The 17567-nt window shown below is 44.7% G+C and carries 26 protein-coding genes; all 26 read right to left on the bottom strand.

Annotation, left to right across the window (positions count from 1 at the left end):
* Positions 1-36: 36 nt before the first annotated feature.
* A complete protein-coding gene (locus HF992_RS08435) occupies positions 37-384 on the bottom strand; it encodes a hypothetical protein (protein WP_168549599.1) in 348 nt (115 codons plus the stop codon).
* Between the two features lie 2 nt (positions 385-386).
* Complete coding sequence (locus HF992_RS08430; RefSeq protein ID WP_168549598.1) at positions 387-908, bottom strand: DUF3278 domain-containing protein; 522 nt, start codon at positions 906-908, stop codon at positions 387-389.
* A gap of 11 nt (positions 909-919) precedes the next feature.
* Positions 920-1273: a hypothetical protein gene (locus HF992_RS08425; RefSeq protein WP_168549597.1), complete on the bottom strand. Its 354-nt coding sequence runs from the start codon at positions 1271-1273 to the stop codon at positions 920-922.
* Positions 1274-1290: 17 nt separating this feature from the next.
* Entirely contained in the window at positions 1291-1479 is a 189-nt protein-coding gene (locus HF992_RS08420) for a hypothetical protein (RefSeq protein WP_168549596.1), read from the bottom strand.
* The gene (locus HF992_RS08415; protein WP_168549595.1) at positions 1476-2012 is read right to left on the bottom strand and encodes a DUF3278 domain-containing protein; all 537 of its coding nucleotides are present in this window, start codon (positions 2010-2012) and stop codon (positions 1476-1478) included. Before HF992_RS08415 ends, HF992_RS08420 begins: the two co-directional genes overlap by 4 nt.
* 9 nt (positions 2013-2021) lie before the next feature.
* Complete coding sequence (locus HF992_RS08410) at positions 2022-2219, bottom strand: helix-turn-helix transcriptional regulator (RefSeq protein WP_168549594.1); 198 nt, start codon at positions 2217-2219, stop codon at positions 2022-2024.
* 245 nt (positions 2220-2464) lie between these two features.
* Positions 2465-2602 carry a DUF554 family protein gene (locus HF992_RS08405; protein WP_425505602.1) on the bottom strand — a complete coding sequence of 46 codons (138 nt, stop codon included), beginning with the start codon at positions 2600-2602 and terminating at the stop codon, positions 2465-2467.
* Positions 2603-2836: 234 nt separating this feature from the next.
* Positions 2837-3544, bottom strand: coding sequence for a B3/B4 domain-containing protein (locus HF992_RS08400; protein WP_168549593.1), 708 nt, complete (start codon positions 3542-3544; stop codon positions 2837-2839).
* Positions 3545-3606: 62 nt separating this feature from the next.
* A complete protein-coding gene (gene mutY, locus HF992_RS08395) occupies positions 3607-4752 on the bottom strand; it encodes an A/G-specific adenine glycosylase (protein ID WP_168549592.1) in 1146 nt (381 codons plus the stop codon).
* A gap of 54 nt (positions 4753-4806) precedes the next feature.
* On the bottom strand, positions 4807-5454 hold the full coding sequence (locus HF992_RS08390) for an SdpI family protein (RefSeq protein ID WP_168549591.1): 648 nt from the start codon (positions 5452-5454) through the stop codon (positions 4807-4809).
* Entirely contained in the window at positions 5444-5722 is a 279-nt protein-coding gene (locus tag HF992_RS08385) for an autorepressor SdpR family transcription factor (RefSeq protein WP_168549590.1), read from the bottom strand. Before HF992_RS08385 ends, HF992_RS08390 begins: the two co-directional genes overlap by 11 nt.
* A gap of 113 nt (positions 5723-5835) precedes the next feature.
* Positions 5836-6399, bottom strand: a complete 564-nt coding sequence (locus HF992_RS08380) for a TIGR01440 family protein (RefSeq protein ID WP_168549589.1) — start codon at positions 6397-6399, stop codon at positions 5836-5838.
* Positions 6396-6872, bottom strand: a complete 477-nt coding sequence (locus HF992_RS08375; RefSeq protein WP_168549588.1) for an ECF transporter S component — start codon at positions 6870-6872, stop codon at positions 6396-6398. The genes HF992_RS08380 and HF992_RS08375 overlap by 4 nt, the downstream gene beginning before the upstream one ends.
* A complete protein-coding gene (locus tag HF992_RS08370) occupies positions 6859-7626 on the bottom strand; it encodes a bifunctional hydroxymethylpyrimidine kinase/phosphomethylpyrimidine kinase (protein ID WP_168549587.1) in 768 nt (255 codons plus the stop codon). Before HF992_RS08370 ends, HF992_RS08375 begins: the two co-directional genes overlap by 14 nt.
* Positions 7616-8365 (bottom strand): tRNA pseudouridine(38-40) synthase TruA, encoded by a 750-nt coding sequence (gene truA, locus HF992_RS08365; protein WP_168549586.1) that lies wholly within the window; start codon positions 8363-8365, stop codon positions 7616-7618. The genes HF992_RS08370 and truA overlap by 11 nt, the downstream gene beginning before the upstream one ends.
* 740 nt (positions 8366-9105) lie before the next feature.
* Positions 9106-10239 carry a molecular chaperone DnaJ gene (dnaJ, locus tag HF992_RS08360; protein WP_168549585.1) on the bottom strand — a complete coding sequence of 378 codons (1134 nt, stop codon included), beginning with the start codon at positions 10237-10239 and terminating at the stop codon, positions 9106-9108.
* A gap of 308 nt (positions 10240-10547) precedes the next feature.
* Positions 10548-11180, bottom strand: coding sequence for a DJ-1/PfpI family protein (locus tag HF992_RS08355; RefSeq protein ID WP_168549584.1), 633 nt, complete (start codon positions 11178-11180; stop codon positions 10548-10550).
* Between the two features lie 89 nt (positions 11181-11269).
* Positions 11270-11647 (bottom strand): nuclear transport factor 2 family protein, encoded by a 378-nt coding sequence (locus HF992_RS08350; RefSeq protein ID WP_168549583.1) that lies wholly within the window; start codon positions 11645-11647, stop codon positions 11270-11272.
* 86 nt (positions 11648-11733) lie between these two features.
* A complete protein-coding gene (dnaK, locus tag HF992_RS08345; protein ID WP_168549582.1) occupies positions 11734-13560 on the bottom strand; it encodes a molecular chaperone DnaK in 1827 nt (608 codons plus the stop codon).
* A 421-nt stretch (positions 13561-13981) separates the two neighbouring features.
* Positions 13982-14515: a nucleotide exchange factor GrpE gene (gene grpE / locus HF992_RS08340; RefSeq protein WP_168549581.1), complete on the bottom strand. Its 534-nt coding sequence runs from the start codon at positions 14513-14515 to the stop codon at positions 13982-13984.
* Between the two features lie 90 nt (positions 14516-14605).
* Complete coding sequence (gene hrcA, locus HF992_RS08335; protein ID WP_168549580.1) at positions 14606-15640, bottom strand: heat-inducible transcriptional repressor HrcA; 1035 nt, start codon at positions 15638-15640, stop codon at positions 14606-14608.
* Positions 15641-15762: 122 nt separating this feature from the next.
* Positions 15763-15981: a hypothetical protein gene (locus tag HF992_RS08330; protein ID WP_168549579.1), complete on the bottom strand. Its 219-nt coding sequence runs from the start codon at positions 15979-15981 to the stop codon at positions 15763-15765.
* Entirely contained in the window at positions 15981-16382 is a 402-nt protein-coding gene (locus HF992_RS08325) for a DUF2812 domain-containing protein (protein ID WP_168549578.1), read from the bottom strand. The genes HF992_RS08330 and HF992_RS08325 overlap by 1 nt, the downstream gene beginning before the upstream one ends.
* A complete protein-coding gene (locus tag HF992_RS08320) occupies positions 16333-16491 on the bottom strand; it encodes a DUF2812 domain-containing protein (protein ID WP_168549577.1) in 159 nt (52 codons plus the stop codon). The genes HF992_RS08325 and HF992_RS08320 overlap by 50 nt, the downstream gene beginning before the upstream one ends.
* Positions 16481-17047, bottom strand: a complete 567-nt coding sequence (locus HF992_RS08315; protein WP_168549576.1) for a DUF2812 domain-containing protein — start codon at positions 17045-17047, stop codon at positions 16481-16483. The genes HF992_RS08320 and HF992_RS08315 overlap by 11 nt, the downstream gene beginning before the upstream one ends.
* On the bottom strand, positions 17025-17360 hold the full coding sequence (locus tag HF992_RS08310; RefSeq protein WP_168549575.1) for a PadR family transcriptional regulator: 336 nt from the start codon (positions 17358-17360) through the stop codon (positions 17025-17027). Before HF992_RS08310 ends, HF992_RS08315 begins: the two co-directional genes overlap by 23 nt.
* Positions 17361-17567 lie beyond the last annotated feature (207 nt).

Here is a 17567-nt window from a genome sequence, read left to right as displayed (position 1 = left end):
AAGTTAAAGTAATTAAAACAAGTCACTTGCTAAAATCTATTGCTGAGTCACCCGTCTCAAAAACGTCTCAGGCAGTGTGGCTAGGACAAGCAGCCCCAAGACAAAGCACCATTGATAGCTGGGAAGGAAGCTTCGGACAATCTTTACGGCCATGACCACTGCCAAAGTCAGACTCACAAGGCGCACCATCCTCAAACGGTACTTGCTCCAGAAAGTCGTCAAGAGAGGAAGAGCTTGGACCAGCCAAAAAACCACTAAGGGAAAGAATGACAAGGGCTCTTCATCAGCAATGCAACTGTATAGGCATAACCCATACCAAAAACTATAGAGTATGCTTAAACAGAGAAAATAAGGCTTCCCAAAATAATCATTGCGCTTCTTCATACCTAGTCTCTTCTTTTCATGCGGGATTTGATGATGAGGTGGATGAAGCCACCGAAGAAAATGCCCTGAAGTACGGCAACAATCACGGTGCGCCAGTTAGTCAACACCGCAAGAAAGGGTTCCTGATCGATTAGCCACTGAAGAAGCCCCTGCATCAGGTACACCCCTGTTCCAAAAAAGAGGCCAGCTTTCAATCCTGCATAAGAGAGTTTCTTGAGCTCCTTCTCGCTAAGTTCTTCTTTTTCAAAGTGTGAGACACCAGCCTTTTTCCCCTTAAGAACAATGTAGAAACTGAGTAACAAGATGACTACCGTCAGAATGATCGGATAGAGCAGAGCAACCTGCTCCGGGTAATGATAAGCAGCCAAAATGGCCAAAAAATTCCCAAGTACCAAAACATAAAAGAGGACGATAAACCCAATATTACCAATACGATCCACCTCGTGGCGCTTGTACTCATCCAGAGGTCCTGTGATACCGTAAAAGCGTTTGATCAGTTTGTCGGTAAAAGGTTCTTTGTTCATACGAAAACTCCTTATTCTTTATGGTTAGAATCGGTTGGACTCGGGTACTTCACGAAGCTCAAAAGAAAGATCAGTCCAGCAAAGATATAAAAGACAGGGCGGGCAAAACCTGCATAGACTTGTACCGCGGTTACTAGGGCTAATTCGATGCTAACCAGTCGCATGGCCCAGACCTGGTACTTGGTACGGTTTACCTGGGACAGTGAGACGGTTTGAATCATCCAAAAGAGATAGAGAGGCATGATAATGAGATCCTCCTTGGCGATTAGAAAGCTGTAAAGATAAAGGAGAGTTAAGAGGCTGTAGCCGATGGCAAAGGTGATGAACCCCTTTTTACTGCGGGTCAAGTGTCCTAATTTGTTCATAGGGAAGCTCCTTTTTACTATTTATGCTTTTTGATGACATGTGGCATGAGAGCTGCCATAAAGACACCAAAGAAAAGGGTACTAAAGAGTCTCTGGTAGGTCAAAAAGTTGCTCAAGTCGCCCTCAGTCGTGACTTCGATAATAACGCTGATAGGCAGGTAGATGAGGAGATAAGTCAAGGTACGGATGAAAAAGTTATGTTTCATGTCTCGTCTCCTTCTTCGATCAGACTAATTTTCTTGAGGTTGTCTTTCAGCTGTACCAAGAAAGCAATCGGGGTCAGGACAGCCACTACCCCTGGAACTGCGATTTTAAAGAAAATCCCTGCACTGGTGCCACCTTTTTGGGGAATTCCCATCCTCCACATAGCGATAGAGGTTAGGAGCATAAATACCATCATGATGAGCGTTTGCCAGAGAGCCCGTTTGAACATGGTTTTCTTTGCTGCTTTCATTTGGTCTTGTTCGACTTCAAGCTTATCTAGTCCCAAACGTCTAATGAGTTTAACCTGGGCGTTAAATGGGATAAAGACTCCTAGTAGGGCCAGTATATCCCAGATGTCCGCAAGTGCAAAAATTTCCAGCAGGAAACCCACTAATACCAAACTATAGAGGAACATAAACATGTGGTTGCCGAATTTATTGATCTCTGCCATGCTGTATTCATCCAGCTCCCCATTGATGCCATAAAAACGGCGAAGAAAAAAGGGGTAAAAGTTGTTTTTATCAAAGTGTTTCATCCTATCTCCTTACAAATGTCTGGTCTCCCAAAAGAGGGTGTTGAGGTCGGTTTCGAGCGCCTCTGCCAGCTTGATGCAAAGGTCCAGCGAGGGGTTGTACTTGTCATTTTCGATTAGATTGATGGTCTGTCTGGCGACACCGATGCTTTTAGCCAGGGCCAGCTGGGACAGACCTAACTCGGTGCGAAAGTCCTTGACACGGTTCATGACTTCTCCTTTCTCGGGGAAATAGCAGATCTGACTTGCTAGTTCGCTCTATTCTATGTAGCGGCTCGTATATATGACACAGCAGTTAAAAAATGTTAAGGTCTCCCTCACATGTCACTTATAGATGACACCTTCGTCTAAAATTTTTTGGACCAATCTGCCCAAAGTCACATATATATTACACCATCAGTATATCAGATAAGTAAAAACATGTCAACTATAAATGACATATTTTGAAAAATGTTTTAGAAAAAAAGTGTTCCTAACATCGCTAAAATCAAGGATGGTAGCATATTGGCCACCCCGATCAATCTTCCGAAGATCAGATTAAGGCCAACACAGAAAATCAGGATATTGCCGATCCTTGGCTCATCCTTAGGCAATTCCGATTCCAGCTAAAAACAACTTGTTCTGACTGGCGAGGCACTGAAAAAGTCTAAATAGCAAAAATGATTATCATAAAAAACGAATAATGATATCTAGTTACTGAACACTTTTTATCATTCATTCGTTTTTTTAATTCACTATTAGGGAAAGAAATAATTATTGTCTGTCCAATTTCTAATGAGACTCACTTTTTCAGTGGGCTCCTGACTGGCAAGCTGTCTTTTTCTTTTTTAAAAATTAGCAGTCGGCACTTCTTTGGTCAAATGACTGACCGTTCCTTTTACACCGAAGTAGTCTTGGATCAGTTCTTGCAGAGCTACTATAGCTTCCAGTTCTCGCACTTTCTGGACATCATTGATGGCTTCAATGATTAAAACCGCGCTGGTAGTTTCTTCTGTCAACATGGTGCGTTGGGCTTCTCGCCAGTTAAAATTACGACAAATAGCGCCAACCTCATCATAGTAGATGATCTCTTCAGGGAGTGCAGGGAGATCCTCGTCTTCACCAAGTGGACGGAAGGACTCTCCTCCTAAGGCCTTGCCTAGGTGCAAATCACCTTGGATACAAGCCGCATCTTCCCCACCACATGGTAAGCCATACGTTAGTGAGATACTGTTATAGAGATCAACCAAGGGATTGATGGGGTGGAACTCCCTACCTTGACTAACACGCTTGAGCAGGGCCTCAATCGACGAACGGGCACCTTTCTTGGTTTTAAATTGCGAGAATGCTTCCCGCCATTCCTTGATCACCTCATTGTGTGCGAAATTATCTTCTGTCAAAAAGGCTTGGGCCTTCTGGCTGGCTTGGGACAGAAGTTCTTGCAAATAGCCAAGTTTCGCTTTATCGATCCGATTATCTATGCCCGTAACAGATAAAACTGAAATTTGAGCTTGGGGAAAGATCTCCCAAAAACTCTGATCTACAGTAACTTTCATTAGAATCCTCCTTTGGATCTCCCCTTAAAATGGGGTAAGTAATGTGTACAAGGTTTTTCTGCTCAGCTATTTCTCAAATAAGCGTCCACCATCTTCTTCTGTGGTGTGGCAAAGGGATACGTCTCAAAGTCTTCTAAATCAGCCCACACAAGCTGCCCTTCGTCAGGCAATTGCGGATCTTTTACCCAGCCTTCAACCAGCTGAATCCGCCACTTTTGATGGCTAAAGACATGGGTGATTAAAGAGAAGGCTTGCTCCTTCCAAACTGGTTCCAGCTGATACTTTTCCTCAAACCCCCTTAGTTGAGATAGGGGTTCAAGGACTTGATTTCCCTCCTCAAAGAGGTCCAACTGCTGAGCAACCAGCTGGGTCTCCATGATGGGAAAGGACCAAAATCCCGATAACAGACGCCCTTCCTGATTTTTTTCTAGGAGATATTGCCCCTCTTGGTTGCGGATAACAAAGGCCTGAATCTCAACGGGTCTCGGTTTTTTCTTAGCTTCCTTGATCGGGTATTTGTCCATGGTCCCATGCAAATAGGCTGCGCTAAACGCACGGACAGGACTCTCCTCTGGTCGAGGATTCTTAGGCGCTTCAATATCTGTTCCCAAATCCATCAAAGCTTGATTGAAATCTCCCGGGCGCTCAGGATCAATCAGCTCCTCCATGATAGCTTGGAAAATCTTGCGATTTTTAGGATCTCCGATATCATAATCCACCTCAAATAGTCTCGCCATGACCCGCATGACATTACCATCAACAGCAGGCTCCGGCAGGCCAAACGCCATACTAGCAATAGCCCCGGCGGTGTAGGGACCTATGCCTTTTAGGCTGAGAATCTCTTCGTAAGTCTGGGGAAAGTCACCTGCAAACGTCGTCATAATCTGCTGGGCGGCCGCCTGCATGTTGCGTACGCGTGAGTAATACCCCAAACCTTCCCAAGCCTTTAAAAGGCGCTCCTCAGTCGCTTCAGCCAAGGCTTCAACTGTCGGAAACCAGTCTAAAAATCGCTCATAATAGGGAATCACTGTCACCACTTGAGTCTGCTGAAGCATTATCTCGGATACCCATACGGCATACGGATCTGCCGTCCGCCGCCAGGGCAGATCGCGTTTATTGGCATCATACCAATCCAAGAGTGCCTTACGAAAAGCTTCAATCTTTTCCTTAGGCCACATGTCTATTCCATAGTCCTTTAAATCTAACATACTCTTATTCTAGCAGAAAGTTTTGATTCTCAAAAGCGTTTCACCAGCAAACTTTCATAAATCTAACTTCTCACCTTGCCGGCTCAGCTTGTAGGAATAAATAGCTGGCAGTAGAATCATAATAGCAATCAGAGGAAGGAGAACATAGAGAGGCTCAATAGGGAAGCAAACAGACAAACAAATCAGTAGCCCCGCCAACATCCACACCCTGCCTGCCAGACGGTGGGTCTTGTTCCAATTTTCTTCATCATCCAAAGTCCACGGAAGCTTTATCCCAACCGCATAATTCTGTTTGGTCTTTGGCAGGTAATTCCCGACAAGCATAAAGAAACCGCCTAGCAAAAAAGAGATGAACCGAGTAGGATTTATTATCCAGCCCAATGCTACTAGGTAGGTTATGGTCTGAAGAAGACCCGCTAAAACTGGAATAAACCAATAGAGTAGACGCATCATCTTAGGGCTGATGTTTTGAGACTTGGGACTAATAGTCGTCACAACTAGAGAGAATAGGTGTACCCCCAGAAAAATAAATGGGTGCAGGTAAACCGCTTCTGCCTTACTCGAAAAACCATCTGCGCTCCCATCCAATCCAAAATGCGTTGGCAACTGCTCAGGCAATCGCTCCCACAGGACTACCCCAAGTAGCATGGGGAGAAAAACGAAAACGGACGTTACCACCAACAACCTTTTATTAAGCTTCATTTTCTATTTCTCCTTTCAAATCAGTCAACCACAACAGAACCTCTTCTAATACAGAAGTGTTGAGGTCGTAGTAAATAAAATTTTTCACCTTGGTTTCGCTGATCAAATCAGCATTCTTTAAGACTTTCAAGTGATAAGAGACGGTCGCTCCTGTCATCTCAAATCGGCCAGCAATCTCCCCTGCTGACGCAGGACCATTTTTCAAATGTGTCAAGATTTCACGCCGAACTGGATCAGATAAGGCTTTAAAAGTCTCGCCAAATCCCATAACTTGCTCCTTTAAAATCTATTTAGAAATATTTCTAAATAGATTTTAACACACACTAAACCAAAAAACAAGAGCTATTTAGAAAAAAATCTAAATAGCTCTCTATACTTTCCTTACAATTTTCGAAGCGGATCTGTTTGATACGCCGCTCTAGCACCACCAATAAGTTTAGGCCTGGTCGTCAAGGCTGTCACATGGGCACCCCCCAGCTCTCTCTGAAGAGGTCTTAGGGGCACTTGGACATGTTTGATATGCATACCGATTGCCGTATCCCCGATATCAAGCCCTGTATGCCCCACGATAAATTCCACTTCTACAGGATCAGCCATGTAGTCAAAGGCAGCTAACTGACCACTGCCACCGGCATGCAAGGTCGGCAGGACATTGACAATCTCGAGATTCTTAGCTAGCGCTAGTTCCCTTTCCACCACCAGCGCTCGATTCAAATGCTCACAGCCCTGCACCGCTAGATAGATCCCTCGCTCAGTCAGCTCATCCAGAAGAACCTTAACGATCACTTGGCCAATCTCGCGGCTAGAATTTTTTCCAATGGTTCCACCAGCCACTTCAGAACTAGATAGGCCTAGGACAAAGATTTGGCCTCTGGCTATTGCGCTTCTTTCCAGCAAGTCTAAGACCAAGGCCCTCGTTTCAACTTCTAATTGTTTTAGATTCATGCCAAACCTCTCACACCGATGCCTTTAAAGGCCTTATAAAGCAGGTAGCCTCCAACCATTCCGACGACATTCTGCATCATATTAGTCAACACTTCTAGCGAAGCAGCGCCAACCCCATTCATGATACTAGAAGCCAGGAAATAGGTCCCAACCATGACTGCGGTCGCAAGCACTAGCCCGATCGGGCGTTTTTTTCCTGTGAATCCTGCTAGATAGCCTTGGGCGCCATGGGCAAAAAGACTAATCAACATCCACTGCGGATAGCCTGCAATCAGGTCGAACAGGAAGGCTGATAATCCTCCAACCATAGCTCCTTCGCGCCTACCAAGGTAAAAGGCAGTGAAGAAAATCCCCACATCAAGCAAGGTGGTGACGCCAGTAGGCGTAGGCAACCTGACAAACATGCCCAAGACAATTGTCAAGGCTGTCAGAACGGCTAGTAAGGTCAGGGTTTTCAGTTTATGATTGGTCATGATGTTGTTTTACTCCATAGTGATCTGAATGTTTGATAGCTTGATAGACAAACTCTTTTGAGAGACGAACGGCCTGATGCGTTTCTCGCCCAAGAACCAGCTGACTAGCAATACTAGAAGCAAAGGTACAACCTGCTCCGACATTATTGCTCTCAAGAACTGGGTACTCTAGAACCTCAAAGGTCGTACCGTCATAAAAGACATCCACCGCCTTCTCTTGGCTAAAGCGGTTGCCTCCCTTAACCACAACTGCTCTAGCTCCCAATTCATACAAACGCCTAGCCGTAGCTTTCATATCTTCCAAAGTTTCAATCGTTGTTTGAGCCAGTAGCTCTGCTTCGACCAGGTTCGGCGTGATAATGGTCACATAAGGGAAAAACTTGAGGAGCTCATCGCGCAAGGCACTGACTGCAACATCGTGGCTCTCCTTGCAGACCAAAACAGGATCCAGAACGATAGGAATTTCTTGATGTCCCTTGATAAAATCCAAGGCCAGCTCTGCTATTTCCACATCAGGCAAAAGCCCCAACTTAATCGCTGAAAAAGGCACATCTTTCAAACTTTGCAACTGATGATTAAAGATGGTCCGGTCAATGCCAAAGACTTCAAAACCATTTTCCGTCATAGCAGTGAGACAGGTCACCGCTACAAAGCCATGAAGGTCGTTAGCTGCATACGTCGAGAGATCCGCATAAAGTCCCCCACCACTGAAAATATCATTGCCTGAAATCGCTAAAACATACTTAGTCGTCATAACTAATCTCCTTTAAATAGAGGCCATTGCCAGCAGCTGTTGGACCCGCCAAACTACGTTCTTTACTTTCCAAAATCCGCTTTATCTGACCAACAGGCATCCGTCCATTCCCAATTTTTAAGAGGGTGCCAACCATGTTGCGGACCTGCTTATAGAGAAAGCCATTGCCTGTAAAAGTAAAGACCAAAAAATTAGGACGTCCCTCATACTCTACAGTCGCCCGAGTGATGGTGCGGACTTTATTTTCCACACTAGTTCCTGTTGCTGTAAACCCTGTAAAATCATGCGTACCAACCAAATCCTTAATAGCCTCTTGCATGAGGGCTAGGTCCAAGGGATAAGGATAGGCTGTCGCATAATGACGCATCATGGGGTTCTTAGGCCGACCGGTATCAACGAGGAACTCATAGGTCTTGCTATGCTTGCTGTAGCGGGCATGAAAGTCCTCAGACACTACCTCAACTGAGACGACATCAATGTCTTCCGGCGCCTGGGTATCTAGACCAAACCGGAGTTTTTCCACATCGCGCTCTTGGGGAAGATCGAAATGGATGACCTGTCCATAAGCATGAACACCTGCATCTGTCCGCCCAGCTCCATGAATCGTCACAGGTTGTCCACTATTTATCCGTATCAAGGTTTTTTCCAATTCCTCCTGAACCGTACGCTCATTAGGTTGTCGTTGAAACCCCGAAAATCTGGTCCCATCATAAGAAATAATTGCTTTATATCGTGTCATGGACCTATTCTACCACGTTCACCTCAGAAAAAAAAGACTATTCAAAACAATCTGTGGGGGCTCAGTTTCAGGAAAGAGGAATCTTGTTTACCATCATTTTCTAACAAAGCAAGCAAGGATAAGGTGAGCTGAATTCACGTGCAATCGGGGTTAGCCCCATTAGAAGAGGAGGTAGACTTGACCCTTATTGGCTTTAAGGACATTACTAGAACTGTCCTAGCCAAGTGAGGTTTTTGGAGTACTATTCGCCTCCATTCACAATGCAAAATCGTTTTTGCTGTGAAATCATCAAACAAAGTACCTACCTCCAAAACAGAACTCCGCCCCACCTAACGGGTCTTGTTTCGCTCCGTAGCTGCAAAACGGAGTGAACATCACAGAAAACAGAAAAAGCAGGTTAGACCCGCTTTTCCCAGGAGATTATATGAAAAAGAAAATAAAAAAATTTAGGAGATCCTGCAAGTTATCTTGCTAGGATGATAATAGTATAAAGCTCGAACCTTAAAGAAAAGTGAAATTTTTCTTGAAAAATCCTTAAAGCGAAAAAAGACAAAAAACACCTGACTCTTTCGTTGGACAACGATGAAAATATGCCCCTAAATCCAGCTATCAATACTCATTTTAAAACACTTTGGAAAATATCGCATAAACGTCAATGGACGATGAGCATGACAGCAGTGCTCAACTTAGCCGCAACAAAAAGGCCAAGCCTCACTAGAGAAACTTGGCTAATAAGTGGTTTATTCCCCTTCCAAGGCATCTTTGATAGACTCGAAGAAACCTTTTTTCTTACTAGGTTGGACCTGTTCACCAGAAGCAGCAGCAAACGCTTTGAGCGCCTCTCTCTGCTTATCATTGAGTTTGGTTGGTGTTACAATGTTGACTGTAACAAATTGATCCCCTTGGCCTGAGCCACGTAATTGCGGTGCCCCCTTGCCTCGCAGACGGAATTTCTTACCCGTCTGCGTGCCAGCTGGGATGGTCATTTCCACATCGCCATGAACAGTCGGAATGTCCACCGTATCTCCTAAAGCAGCTTGAACAAAACTGATGTTCAAATCATAGTAAATCGTTGTCCCTTGGCGTTCAAACTTATCGCTAGCCTGAACATTAACCACGACATAAAGATCACCGTAGGGGCCACCGTTAAGGCCCGCTTCTCCTTGACCTGACAAACGGATTTGTTGTCCTGTCTCAATCCCTGCTGGGATCTTAACCGTCACAGAATGGGCTTGCTTTTCATGACCAGTTCCATGACAGGTCTGGCAAGGATCTTTAATCTCTTGACCACGACCGTGACAAACATTACAGGTGACTTGGCGACGCATCATACCGAGTGGCGTTTGCGTATCAACATTGATCACACCAGAACCATGACAACGACCGCAGGTCACAGGGCTAGTGCCAGGCTTGGCTCCAGAACCATGGCAGGTATGACAACTTGCTTCGCGGTTATATTTGACCTCTTTTTCTGTACCGAAAATGGCCTCTTCAAATTTGAGATTGATTCGATATTGAAGGTCATCCCCTTGACGAGGGGCGTTGGGATTGCGAGAAGCACCACCGCCACCGAAGAAGCTAGAGAAGATGTCTTCAAAACCACCAAAACCGCCACCATCAAAGCCGCCAAAACCGCCACCACCAAAACCACCGCCTGCTCCAGCAGGTCCAAACTGGTCATAGCTCGCCCGTTTTTGCTCGTCGCCCAGGGTCTCGTAAGCTTCTTGAATGTCCTTGTATTTTTGCTCCGCCCCAGCTTCCTTATTGATGTCTGGGTGATATTTTTTAGATAATTTCCGATAGGCCTTTTTAATCTCGTCTTGCGACGCAGACTTGGAGACGCCCAGTCGGTCGTAGTATTCTTGATTGTTCATAATTAAGATACAAAGGGCGTTACGGACAAAGCAGAGACAGGAGATTTGACGAGAGACACTTGCGTCCTAGACAACCCTATCTTTTTTGCACAGCCCGTAGCCCGTGTTCCATTAAGAACACTTGTATTCCTTTCTGTAATTTCATCTCAGCGAAAATAGGAAACCCGACAGAGATACTTGTTATCTAGGAAGATTTCTCTTTTTCACCGATTCGTAGCCGTATTTAGTTGCGTCAATAACTTCCTGCCAAACACTAGATAAACGACTGTGTTCGAATAACCGAACCTTATTCTTTTCTGCAAAATTGGTTAAGACAATTTTTCAAATGTTGACCTGAACTCTTCAAACGCTTCGTTGGATAACTGAAACATAAAATCATCCTCAGAGTAATTATCCAGCTCTTTGAAGTACCTACTTGCATCTTCAACCAATCCAAGACTGGTCAGGACCTGACGCGAAAAGGCATTAACAGTAAACCCCGTTCCTGTAATGATATTCCCATCCTCACAAACCGGTAGGGGGCGAAAATTATCTCTAGGCAAGAACTCAAAATAATCGATGAAATTCTGCCAAATACCACCTGTGTATAGAGTGTTATCTAGTAGCCCAGCCTTAGCAAGTAAGATAGGAGCAGAGGAAATCGCTGCAATTTTGATCGATTTCCCTTTTAAACTGGCAAGAAATTGAATGAGACAGTCATCTCGTAAAGCCGGAGTAAAGTCAATCATGCCCGGGCAAAGAATACAATCATATTCTTCTACATCTACCTCATCTAAGGTTTTAGTGGCATGACAAGGCAGGCCGTCCTCTGAATAAATTGTTTCCTTTGAGGTAGCGATAAAATCAATTTTTTTCTCAAAGGATAAGACTAGTGTACTGGTCAGAGGGGCAATTTCATATAAAGAGAAATTGGGATAGAGCAAACAGGCAACTTTTTTCATGAAAAACCTCCTCGTCAACAATTACCCAAAACCAGAGGCTGGCTTGCAACCTCTGGTTTGTTGGTAAAGTGCTAATCCTATTTATAAAATTAGTACATTGCCCTGCCTGACTTGGTTGGCATGACCTCTTGAATCGAATCCCAGTGCTCTACAATTTTACCATCTTCAAAACGGAAGAAATCCATGGTCACATATTCCTTATTCTCAGGAGCCCCCCAAGTTTGATGGGTGTGAAGAGCAACTAAATCACCTTCTCCGATGACTCTAACAAACTCAATTTCCTTATTTGGACAGTATTGCTTCATTTCTTCAAAATAAGCAATAAATCCCGCTTTGCCATCTTCCACTTTAGGATTGTGTTGGAGATAGTTTTCTCCAACATACAGTTCCACTGCTTCCCTAGGATTCCCCAGATAGGCTGTTTCATAAAAAGCAACAGCATTCCTTTTATTGTCTACCAGTGACATAACAATTCCTCCTACTGATGTAAGCTGTTGAAGGGGACGCCGCTCTGCGGCCTATCTTCAAACGGATTTTAAACGGTTTTTGTCACTTACTTCTCCGTAAACTCGCCGTCTACGACATCGTCACCAGCATTGTTATCAGCAGTTTGAGCACCTTCTGCACCTGCGGCAGCTTGCTGGGCTGCTGCGGCTTGCTCATACATTTTCACCGCCAAACCTTGTGCCTTTTCATTCAAGGCTTCCAATTTCGCTTTCATATCGTCGATATTGTTTGCTTCTTGGGCAGCTTTGAGTTCGTCCAAAGCAGCTTGGGCAGCATCACGCTCAGCGTCAAAGCCTTTGCCTTCGGTTTCCTTGATGGTCTTTTCAGTCGCAAAGATGGCTTGGTCTACGTTGTTACGAAGATCCACTTCTTCCTTACGCTTCGCATCAGCTTCTGCGTTGGCTTCTGCATCTTTCATCATGCGGTCGATTTCTTCATCGGTAAGACCAGAGTTTGATTGGATCACAATCGTTTGCTCTTTTTGTGTACCAAGATCTTTGGCCTTAACAGATACGATACCGTTCTTGTCGATGTCGAAGGTTACTTCGATTTGAGGGATACCGCGAGGTGCTGCTGGAATGTCAGTCAACTGGAAGCGACCAAGTGTCTTGTTGTCCGCAGCCATTGGACGCTCACCTTGAAGCACGTGGATGTCTACGGCAGGCTGGTTATCAGCAGCTGTTGAGAAGACTTGTGACTTAGATGTTGGAATGGTTGTGTTACGATCGATCAGTTTAGTGAAGACTCCACCCATAGTCTCGATACCGAGTGACAATGGGGTTACATCAAGAAGGACAACGTCTTTCACATCACCAGTGATGACACCACCTTGGATAGCGGCACCCATAGCAACGACTTCATCAGGGTTAACAGATTTGTTTGGTTCTTTACCTGTTTCTTTACGGACAGCTTCAACCACCGCTGGAATACGGGTTGACCCACCAACAAGGATAACCTCATCAATTTCAGAAGCTGACAAACCAGCATCAGACAAGGCTTGACGAACAGGCACTTTGGTACGCTCTACCAAGTCATGGGTCAATTCATCAAATTTCGCACGCGTCAGGGTCATTTCCAAGTGGAGTGGACCAGCTGCTCCTGCTGTGATGAACGGCAAGCTAATTTGGGTTTGGGTTACACCTGACAGGTCTTTCTTAGCTTTTTCAGCTGCATCTTTCAAGCGTTGAAGAGCCATCTTGTCTGCTGACAAGTCAATGCCGTTTTCTTTCTTGAATTCTGACACCATGTGGTCAATGATTTTCTGGTCGAAGTCGTCACCACCGAGTTTGTTGTCACCAGCAGTTGCGAGAACGTCGAAGACCCCATCACCGAGTTCTAGGATAGACACGTCAAAGGTACCACCACCAAGGTCAAAGACCAAGATTTTTTCTTCTTTGTCTGTCTTGTCAAGACCATAAGCCAGAGCTGCTGCGGTTGGTTCGTTGACGATACGCTCTACTTCAAGACCAGCGATTTTACCAGCGTCTTTGGTCGCTTGACGTTGCGCGTCGTTGAAGTAGGCAGGAACAGTGATAACTGCCTTAGTCACTTTCTCACCAAGGTACTCTTCTGCATAGCCTTTGAGGTATTGCAGAATCATGGCTGAGATTTCTTGCGGAGTATATTCTTTGCCGTTGGCAGAGACTTTTTCAGAAGTCCCCATTTTAGATTTGATGGAGATGATGGTATCTGGGTTGGTCACTGCTTGGCGTTTTGCTGCATCACCAACGATGATTTCGCCGTTTTTGAAGGAGACCACAGATGGCGTTGTGCGGTTGCCTTCTGGGTTAGCGATGATCTTGCTCTCAGTTCCTTCAAGAACTGCAACAGCTGAGTTAGTTGTACCTAAGTCAATACCGATAATTTTAGACATGTGTGTTACCTCTTTTAAAGTTATTTTTATTGATCCTCTTCTTAGGTAGTGCGGACGCTAGCAAACGCCTACGGCGTTTTATAGCTAATTTTTGAGCCTAAGGTCTCAAAAATTCCGTCGTGAGATAAGCGAAACAATCGCTTATCTCACGACCACTACGGTGAAGAGTATCGGAATGGCTCACTTCGTTCGCTTCATTGCTGATGCATCCGAAATAGCAATTTTATTTCTTATTTTCATAGTTTATCGTCATTTCGGACCTATTTATTTTTTTGATTAGCTATTAACATTGTATAGTGTAATTGCGACGTGAGATAGCAAAATCGATACCATTTTGCTATCGAGCTAGTAAGGAGTCTAGGCAATCCGCCATAGCGGTTGCCGTATAATGATGAGGCGTTTTAACGCCCATCATTATTGACTAGTTATACACCACCACCATAGCTGGTCTAAGCAGGCGTTCATGGAGTTTGTAGCCTTTTTGGAAGACTTGGGCGATAGTGTCTGCTGGGTTGTCGTCATCAGCTGGTAGGGTTTGAACTGCCATGTGAAGATTTGGATCAAAAGTTGTTGTCTCAACCTCTTCAACGCCTTCTTCTTTCAGGGCTTGGAGGAGACTGTCCTGAACCATTTCGATGCCTTTTTTGACGTCGTCCGTCAAGCCTTCAACAGCTAAGGCACGCTCCAAGTTGTCGAGACTAGGCAAGATTTTTTTGGCCAAGTCCTGCGAACGGTAGCGTTGCAGGGTCTGGCGTTCTTCGCTAGCTCGGCGCTGGATGTTTTGCATTTCAGCGTGGGCTCGCAGGTATTTGTTTTCAAAATCGTCAGCCTTTTCTTGGGCTAATTCCAAGTCAGTTTTTTCAGTGGTTGCTCCTGTTGTTTCTTCAGCGACCTCTGAAACCTCTTCGACTACCTCTTCTTCAATAATTTCTTCGTTTTTGATTTCTTCAGACATGGGTCCTCCATTCGTAGTTACAATAATAAGTAAGCGATTTTTAGACTCACCTTGAAATTCGTGAGACTTCTAGGCAACTGCCCAGTGAATTTAGTTGACTTCATAATGATTACTGCTCAAATAGCGATAAAAGTCTGTCAACTTCATAGCTAAAACTTGATTGACCAGATTGACTAAGCTCACCATCCGCTTGTAATCCAAACTGATCGGTCCAATCAGGGTCAAAATACCATGACCACGATAAGGCACCAGGAACTTTTGACTAATCACAGTCAGCTGAGCCAGATTTGACGATCGGCTATCAGCAACCTTGACCACTTGCATCTGGTCCTCTGTCAAGCCTTCTCGGATTTCCCGAGAAACCAACTGAATCTGGTCCAAGTAGTGATAGGTTTCAAAATCTGCAAAGTCCAACAACTTGACCTTGCCAGCCACCATTATCTTCTCCTCGAAAATATCTCGGAAAAGGTGTTCAAAGAGATCCAGAACATTATCCGTCGTTGTGAAATATTTCTGCACAATCTGAGGAATCTCTGTTCTCAAGCGATAGTGAATATCTAATACTGTCTTGCCGATAAAGCGCTCATGGACTAGTCGCCGAATGGTCATCAAATCCGTCGGCAAGAGGTTTTTGGGCAAGGCAAATTGGCTAGTGATAGTCGATGAGTCATCCAAAGTAAAAACAGCAAGCCCTGTATGCGTCGTCGTTGTTACCAGTTCAAATCCAGTCAACTTCTGCCGACTGGGCTCCACATCCAGAGCGACTGCTGTGTAGCCTGTCAATTCTGCTAGCACATCTGCCGCACGCTGCAGGAGATCCTCTATGGTAAAAAAGGTATCATCAAAAGCTTTCAGAACTTGATAGATATGGTGCTCTGCCACCTGCGTTAGGGTCAGAGAATTTTCCACGAAATATTGAAAACCTGTGATACTAGGCATCCGTCCACTTGACGTATGGGCTTTTTCTAAAAGTCCTAATTTTTCAAGGGCAGACATGTCATTACGAATGGTCGCACTAGAAGAGTTAATCAGCTCCTGTAAGGCTTTTGACCCGACAGGTTCCTGAGTCTGCGTAAAGATGTCTACAATTAAATCTAAAATCGCCTTTTGACGATCGGTTATCACAGCCTCACCTCCTCTAATTTTTAGCACTCTCATTCGCCGAGTGCTAATTCATGATTCTATTATACATCATTCCTAGCACTTGTCAAGAAAAAATTAGCACTCTTTTGCCAAGAGTGCTAATTTCAGTCTTGAGACTGAGATGACTGTCGTTGTCTCAACGATTTAATCACTAGCGCCAGCATAATGCCCAACTGAAAAAGAGCTAAAAGATTAATGCCCCAGCCAGATAAGGTAGTGGCTGCCAGATTGGTACGAGGCAGGGTAAATCTCCAAAAAGTTACTACATTTAATAGGAACACTGGAAGGACTGTATCCTGTTTCTGTTTGTTTTTCTGACACATCACACACCTCCATATTTCCTTTTTAATCGGTAAAAGCGATAAGCGACATAAAGAAGGAGTGGTAGATAAATCAAGCTAACCCCAATTCGGAAGGTTGTGTTTTCATCTTGAAGGACAATCAAGTAAAGATATAAAAATATGCTAAGCAGGAAACGTCGTTTAAAAATTCGGCCAATCATTTCCAACTTACTAGCATTGTCACTAAAAATGCCATCATCTTCCACTTGACGAGCAGGTTTTCTAAAAATTTCAAAGCTATTGCAAGTCGTGACTGGTTCCCAGCCGTAGTCTTGATAGAGTTGGTAGTAGCTCTCCTGATCTGCTCTGCCATTGCCCTTAAAGTCAAGCTGGCTAGACCATCTCTTCAGGTGCTGTTGCTTCAAAATGAAAGAGGCAGTCAAAGCTAATCTTGGTCAACTTCCAGCCTTTCCGGTGCATGGCCGCAAGGTAAGCGGCTTCTTCCTCAAAATCGGTGATAAAGAAGGATTTAAAAACTGTTTTAATTGCCATCGTTTACTCCTTTGACTTTTTGATAATGACTGCTGATAAAATAGCTGGCTAGACCAGCATAGGTCAATAACACTAGACCAAGAAAGACCAACCGCCCGCTCCGCCATTCTCCACCGGTCGCTATTGTCATTAAATCTTGACTTAGAGGAAACAAGAAGGGGATGGCAACCATTCTCAACTGGCGATGAAGCACTTTTTTATGGTAGGCTAAGAGGCTGTCTCGGTCACTGTAAAGCGATAGGTCACGAGGGTCTGTGTCTGCCGTCACTGGCTGGCGAAAGACCACATAGGGCATCATCGATGTTACAAATTCCCAGCCCGCATCCGCAAAAAGTTTTCGATAGCCATGATCGTACTCTGGCTGAAAAAAACCGCCCTTGGCCTCATAATAGTCCAGCCGATAGACCACATCCTCAGGGACGGTAGTCGCAAAGGTCAGCTTTCCCGAAAAACCATGGATTGCCTGTAAGGCTTGGCCCGCTTGATGCTGCTGGCGGAGATAGATCTCTAGTTTTTGTGGATCCTGATAGGTACTAAAGCGCCTTATCTGTTTCATAGATGTCTCCTTTGCTATTGTGATAGAGTCTAGCAATCCGCTCCTGCTCCAGTTGCAGGACTTCCTGACCCAGCGGCGTGGTGCGGTAAATCTTGCGTTTTTGCTCCTCACGCACCAGCTGAATCAAACCATCTTTCTCCATCTTGGACAGGCTACCGTACATGGTGCCAGGGCTGATGATGACCTGTCCAGCAGTTAGTTCCTTGGTCCGCTGGGTAATCTCATACCCATGCCGCTCCTCCTGCAAAGCAAAGAGGATATAAAAAGCCGTCTCGGTCATGGGAATGTAGACCCGCTTAATCTTCTCCTGCATAGCACTCCTTTCGCATCTCGATGTATCGTGGTTCGTTATATGTTGATTATATCGCAGTGCGATATTCTTGTCAAGAAAAAATGGCTCTATAATTTCTGTAGTGGGTAAATCCACCTCGGAGATTATGGAGCCTTTTTGAGTATGAAAAAAGCCCCATATGACCTATAATGAAAAGCAATCAAACCACTCATTAGAAAGAATCATATG

The organism is Streptococcus ovuberis, assembly GCF_012396585.1.
GTDB classification, from domain to species: Bacteria; Bacillota; Bacilli; order Lactobacillales; family Streptococcaceae; genus Streptococcus; species Streptococcus ovuberis.
This window is presented reverse-complemented; position numbering and strand designations above follow the sequence as displayed.

What these genes read in the sequence shown, in the direction of transcription:
- HF992_RS08385 (WP_168549590.1), bottom strand. Translation starts at nt 5,722, where the DNA reads ATGGGATTTGGCGAGACTTTTAAAGCCTTATCTGATCCAGTTCGGCGT.
- HF992_RS08370 (WP_168549587.1), bottom strand. Translation starts at nt 7,626, where the DNA reads ATGACGACTAAGTATGTTTTAGCGATTTCAGGCAATGATATTTTCAGT.
- HF992_RS08425 (WP_168549597.1), bottom strand. Translation starts at nt 1,273, where the DNA reads ATGAACAAATTAGGACACTTGACCCGCAGTAAAAAGGGGTTCATCACC.
- HF992_RS08400 (WP_168549593.1), bottom strand. Translation starts at nt 3,544, where the DNA reads ATGAAAGTTACTGTAGATCAGAGTTTTTGGGAGATCTTTCCCCAAGCT.
- HF992_RS08330 (WP_168549579.1), bottom strand. Translation starts at nt 15,981, where the DNA reads ATGTGTCAGAAAAACAAACAGAAACAGGATACAGTCCTTCCAGTGTTC.
- HF992_RS08415 (WP_168549595.1), bottom strand. Translation starts at nt 2,012, where the DNA reads ATGAAACACTTTGATAAAAACAACTTTTACCCCTTTTTTCTTCGCCGT.
- HF992_RS08435 (WP_168549599.1), bottom strand. Translation starts at nt 384, where the DNA reads ATGAAGAAGCGCAATGATTATTTTGGGAAGCCTTATTTTCTCTGTTTA.
- dnaK (WP_168549582.1), bottom strand. Translation starts at nt 13,560, where the DNA reads ATGTCTAAAATTATCGGTATTGACTTAGGTACAACTAACTCAGCTGTT.
- HF992_RS08410 (WP_168549594.1), bottom strand. Translation starts at nt 2,219, where the DNA reads ATGAACCGTGTCAAGGACTTTCGCACCGAGTTAGGTCTGTCCCAGCTG.
- HF992_RS08350 (WP_168549583.1), bottom strand. Translation starts at nt 11,647, where the DNA reads ATGTCACTGGTAGACAATAAAAGGAATGCTGTTGCTTTTTATGAAACA.
- grpE (WP_168549581.1), bottom strand. Translation starts at nt 14,515, where the DNA reads ATGTCTGAAGAAATCAAAAACGAAGAAATTATTGAAGAAGAGGTAGTC.
- HF992_RS08355 (WP_168549584.1), bottom strand. Translation starts at nt 11,180, where the DNA reads ATGAAAAAAGTTGCCTGTTTGCTCTATCCCAATTTCTCTTTATATGAA.
- mutY (WP_168549592.1), bottom strand. Translation starts at nt 4,752, where the DNA reads ATGTTAGATTTAAAGGACTATGGAATAGACATGTGGCCTAAGGAAAAG.
- HF992_RS08375 (WP_168549588.1), bottom strand. Translation starts at nt 6,872, where the DNA reads ATGACCAATCATAAACTGAAAACCCTGACCTTACTAGCCGTTCTGACA.
- HF992_RS08420 (WP_168549596.1), bottom strand. Translation starts at nt 1,479, where the DNA reads ATGAAACATAACTTTTTCATCCGTACCTTGACTTATCTCCTCATCTAC.
- HF992_RS08320 (WP_168549577.1), bottom strand. Translation starts at nt 16,491, where the DNA reads ATGGCAATTAAAACAGTTTTTAAATCCTTCTTTATCACCGATTTTGAG.
- HF992_RS08315 (WP_168549576.1), bottom strand. Translation starts at nt 17,047, where the DNA reads ATGAAACAGATAAGGCGCTTTAGTACCTATCAGGATCCACAAAAACTA.
- HF992_RS08390 (WP_168549591.1), bottom strand. Translation starts at nt 5,454, where the DNA reads ATGAAGCTTAATAAAAGGTTGTTGGTGGTAACGTCCGTTTTCGTTTTT.
- dnaJ (WP_168549585.1), bottom strand. Translation starts at nt 10,239, where the DNA reads ATGAACAATCAAGAATACTACGACCGACTGGGCGTCTCCAAGTCTGCG.
- truA (WP_168549586.1), bottom strand. Translation starts at nt 8,365, where the DNA reads ATGACACGATATAAAGCAATTATTTCTTATGATGGGACCAGATTTTCG.
- HF992_RS08380 (WP_168549589.1), bottom strand. Translation starts at nt 6,399, where the DNA reads ATGAATCTAAAACAATTAGAAGTTGAAACGAGGGCCTTGGTCTTAGAC.
- HF992_RS08310 (WP_168549575.1), bottom strand. Translation starts at nt 17,360, where the DNA reads ATGCAGGAGAAGATTAAGCGGGTCTACATTCCCATGACCGAGACGGCT.
- HF992_RS08430 (WP_168549598.1), bottom strand. Translation starts at nt 908, where the DNA reads ATGAACAAAGAACCTTTTACCGACAAACTGATCAAACGCTTTTACGGT.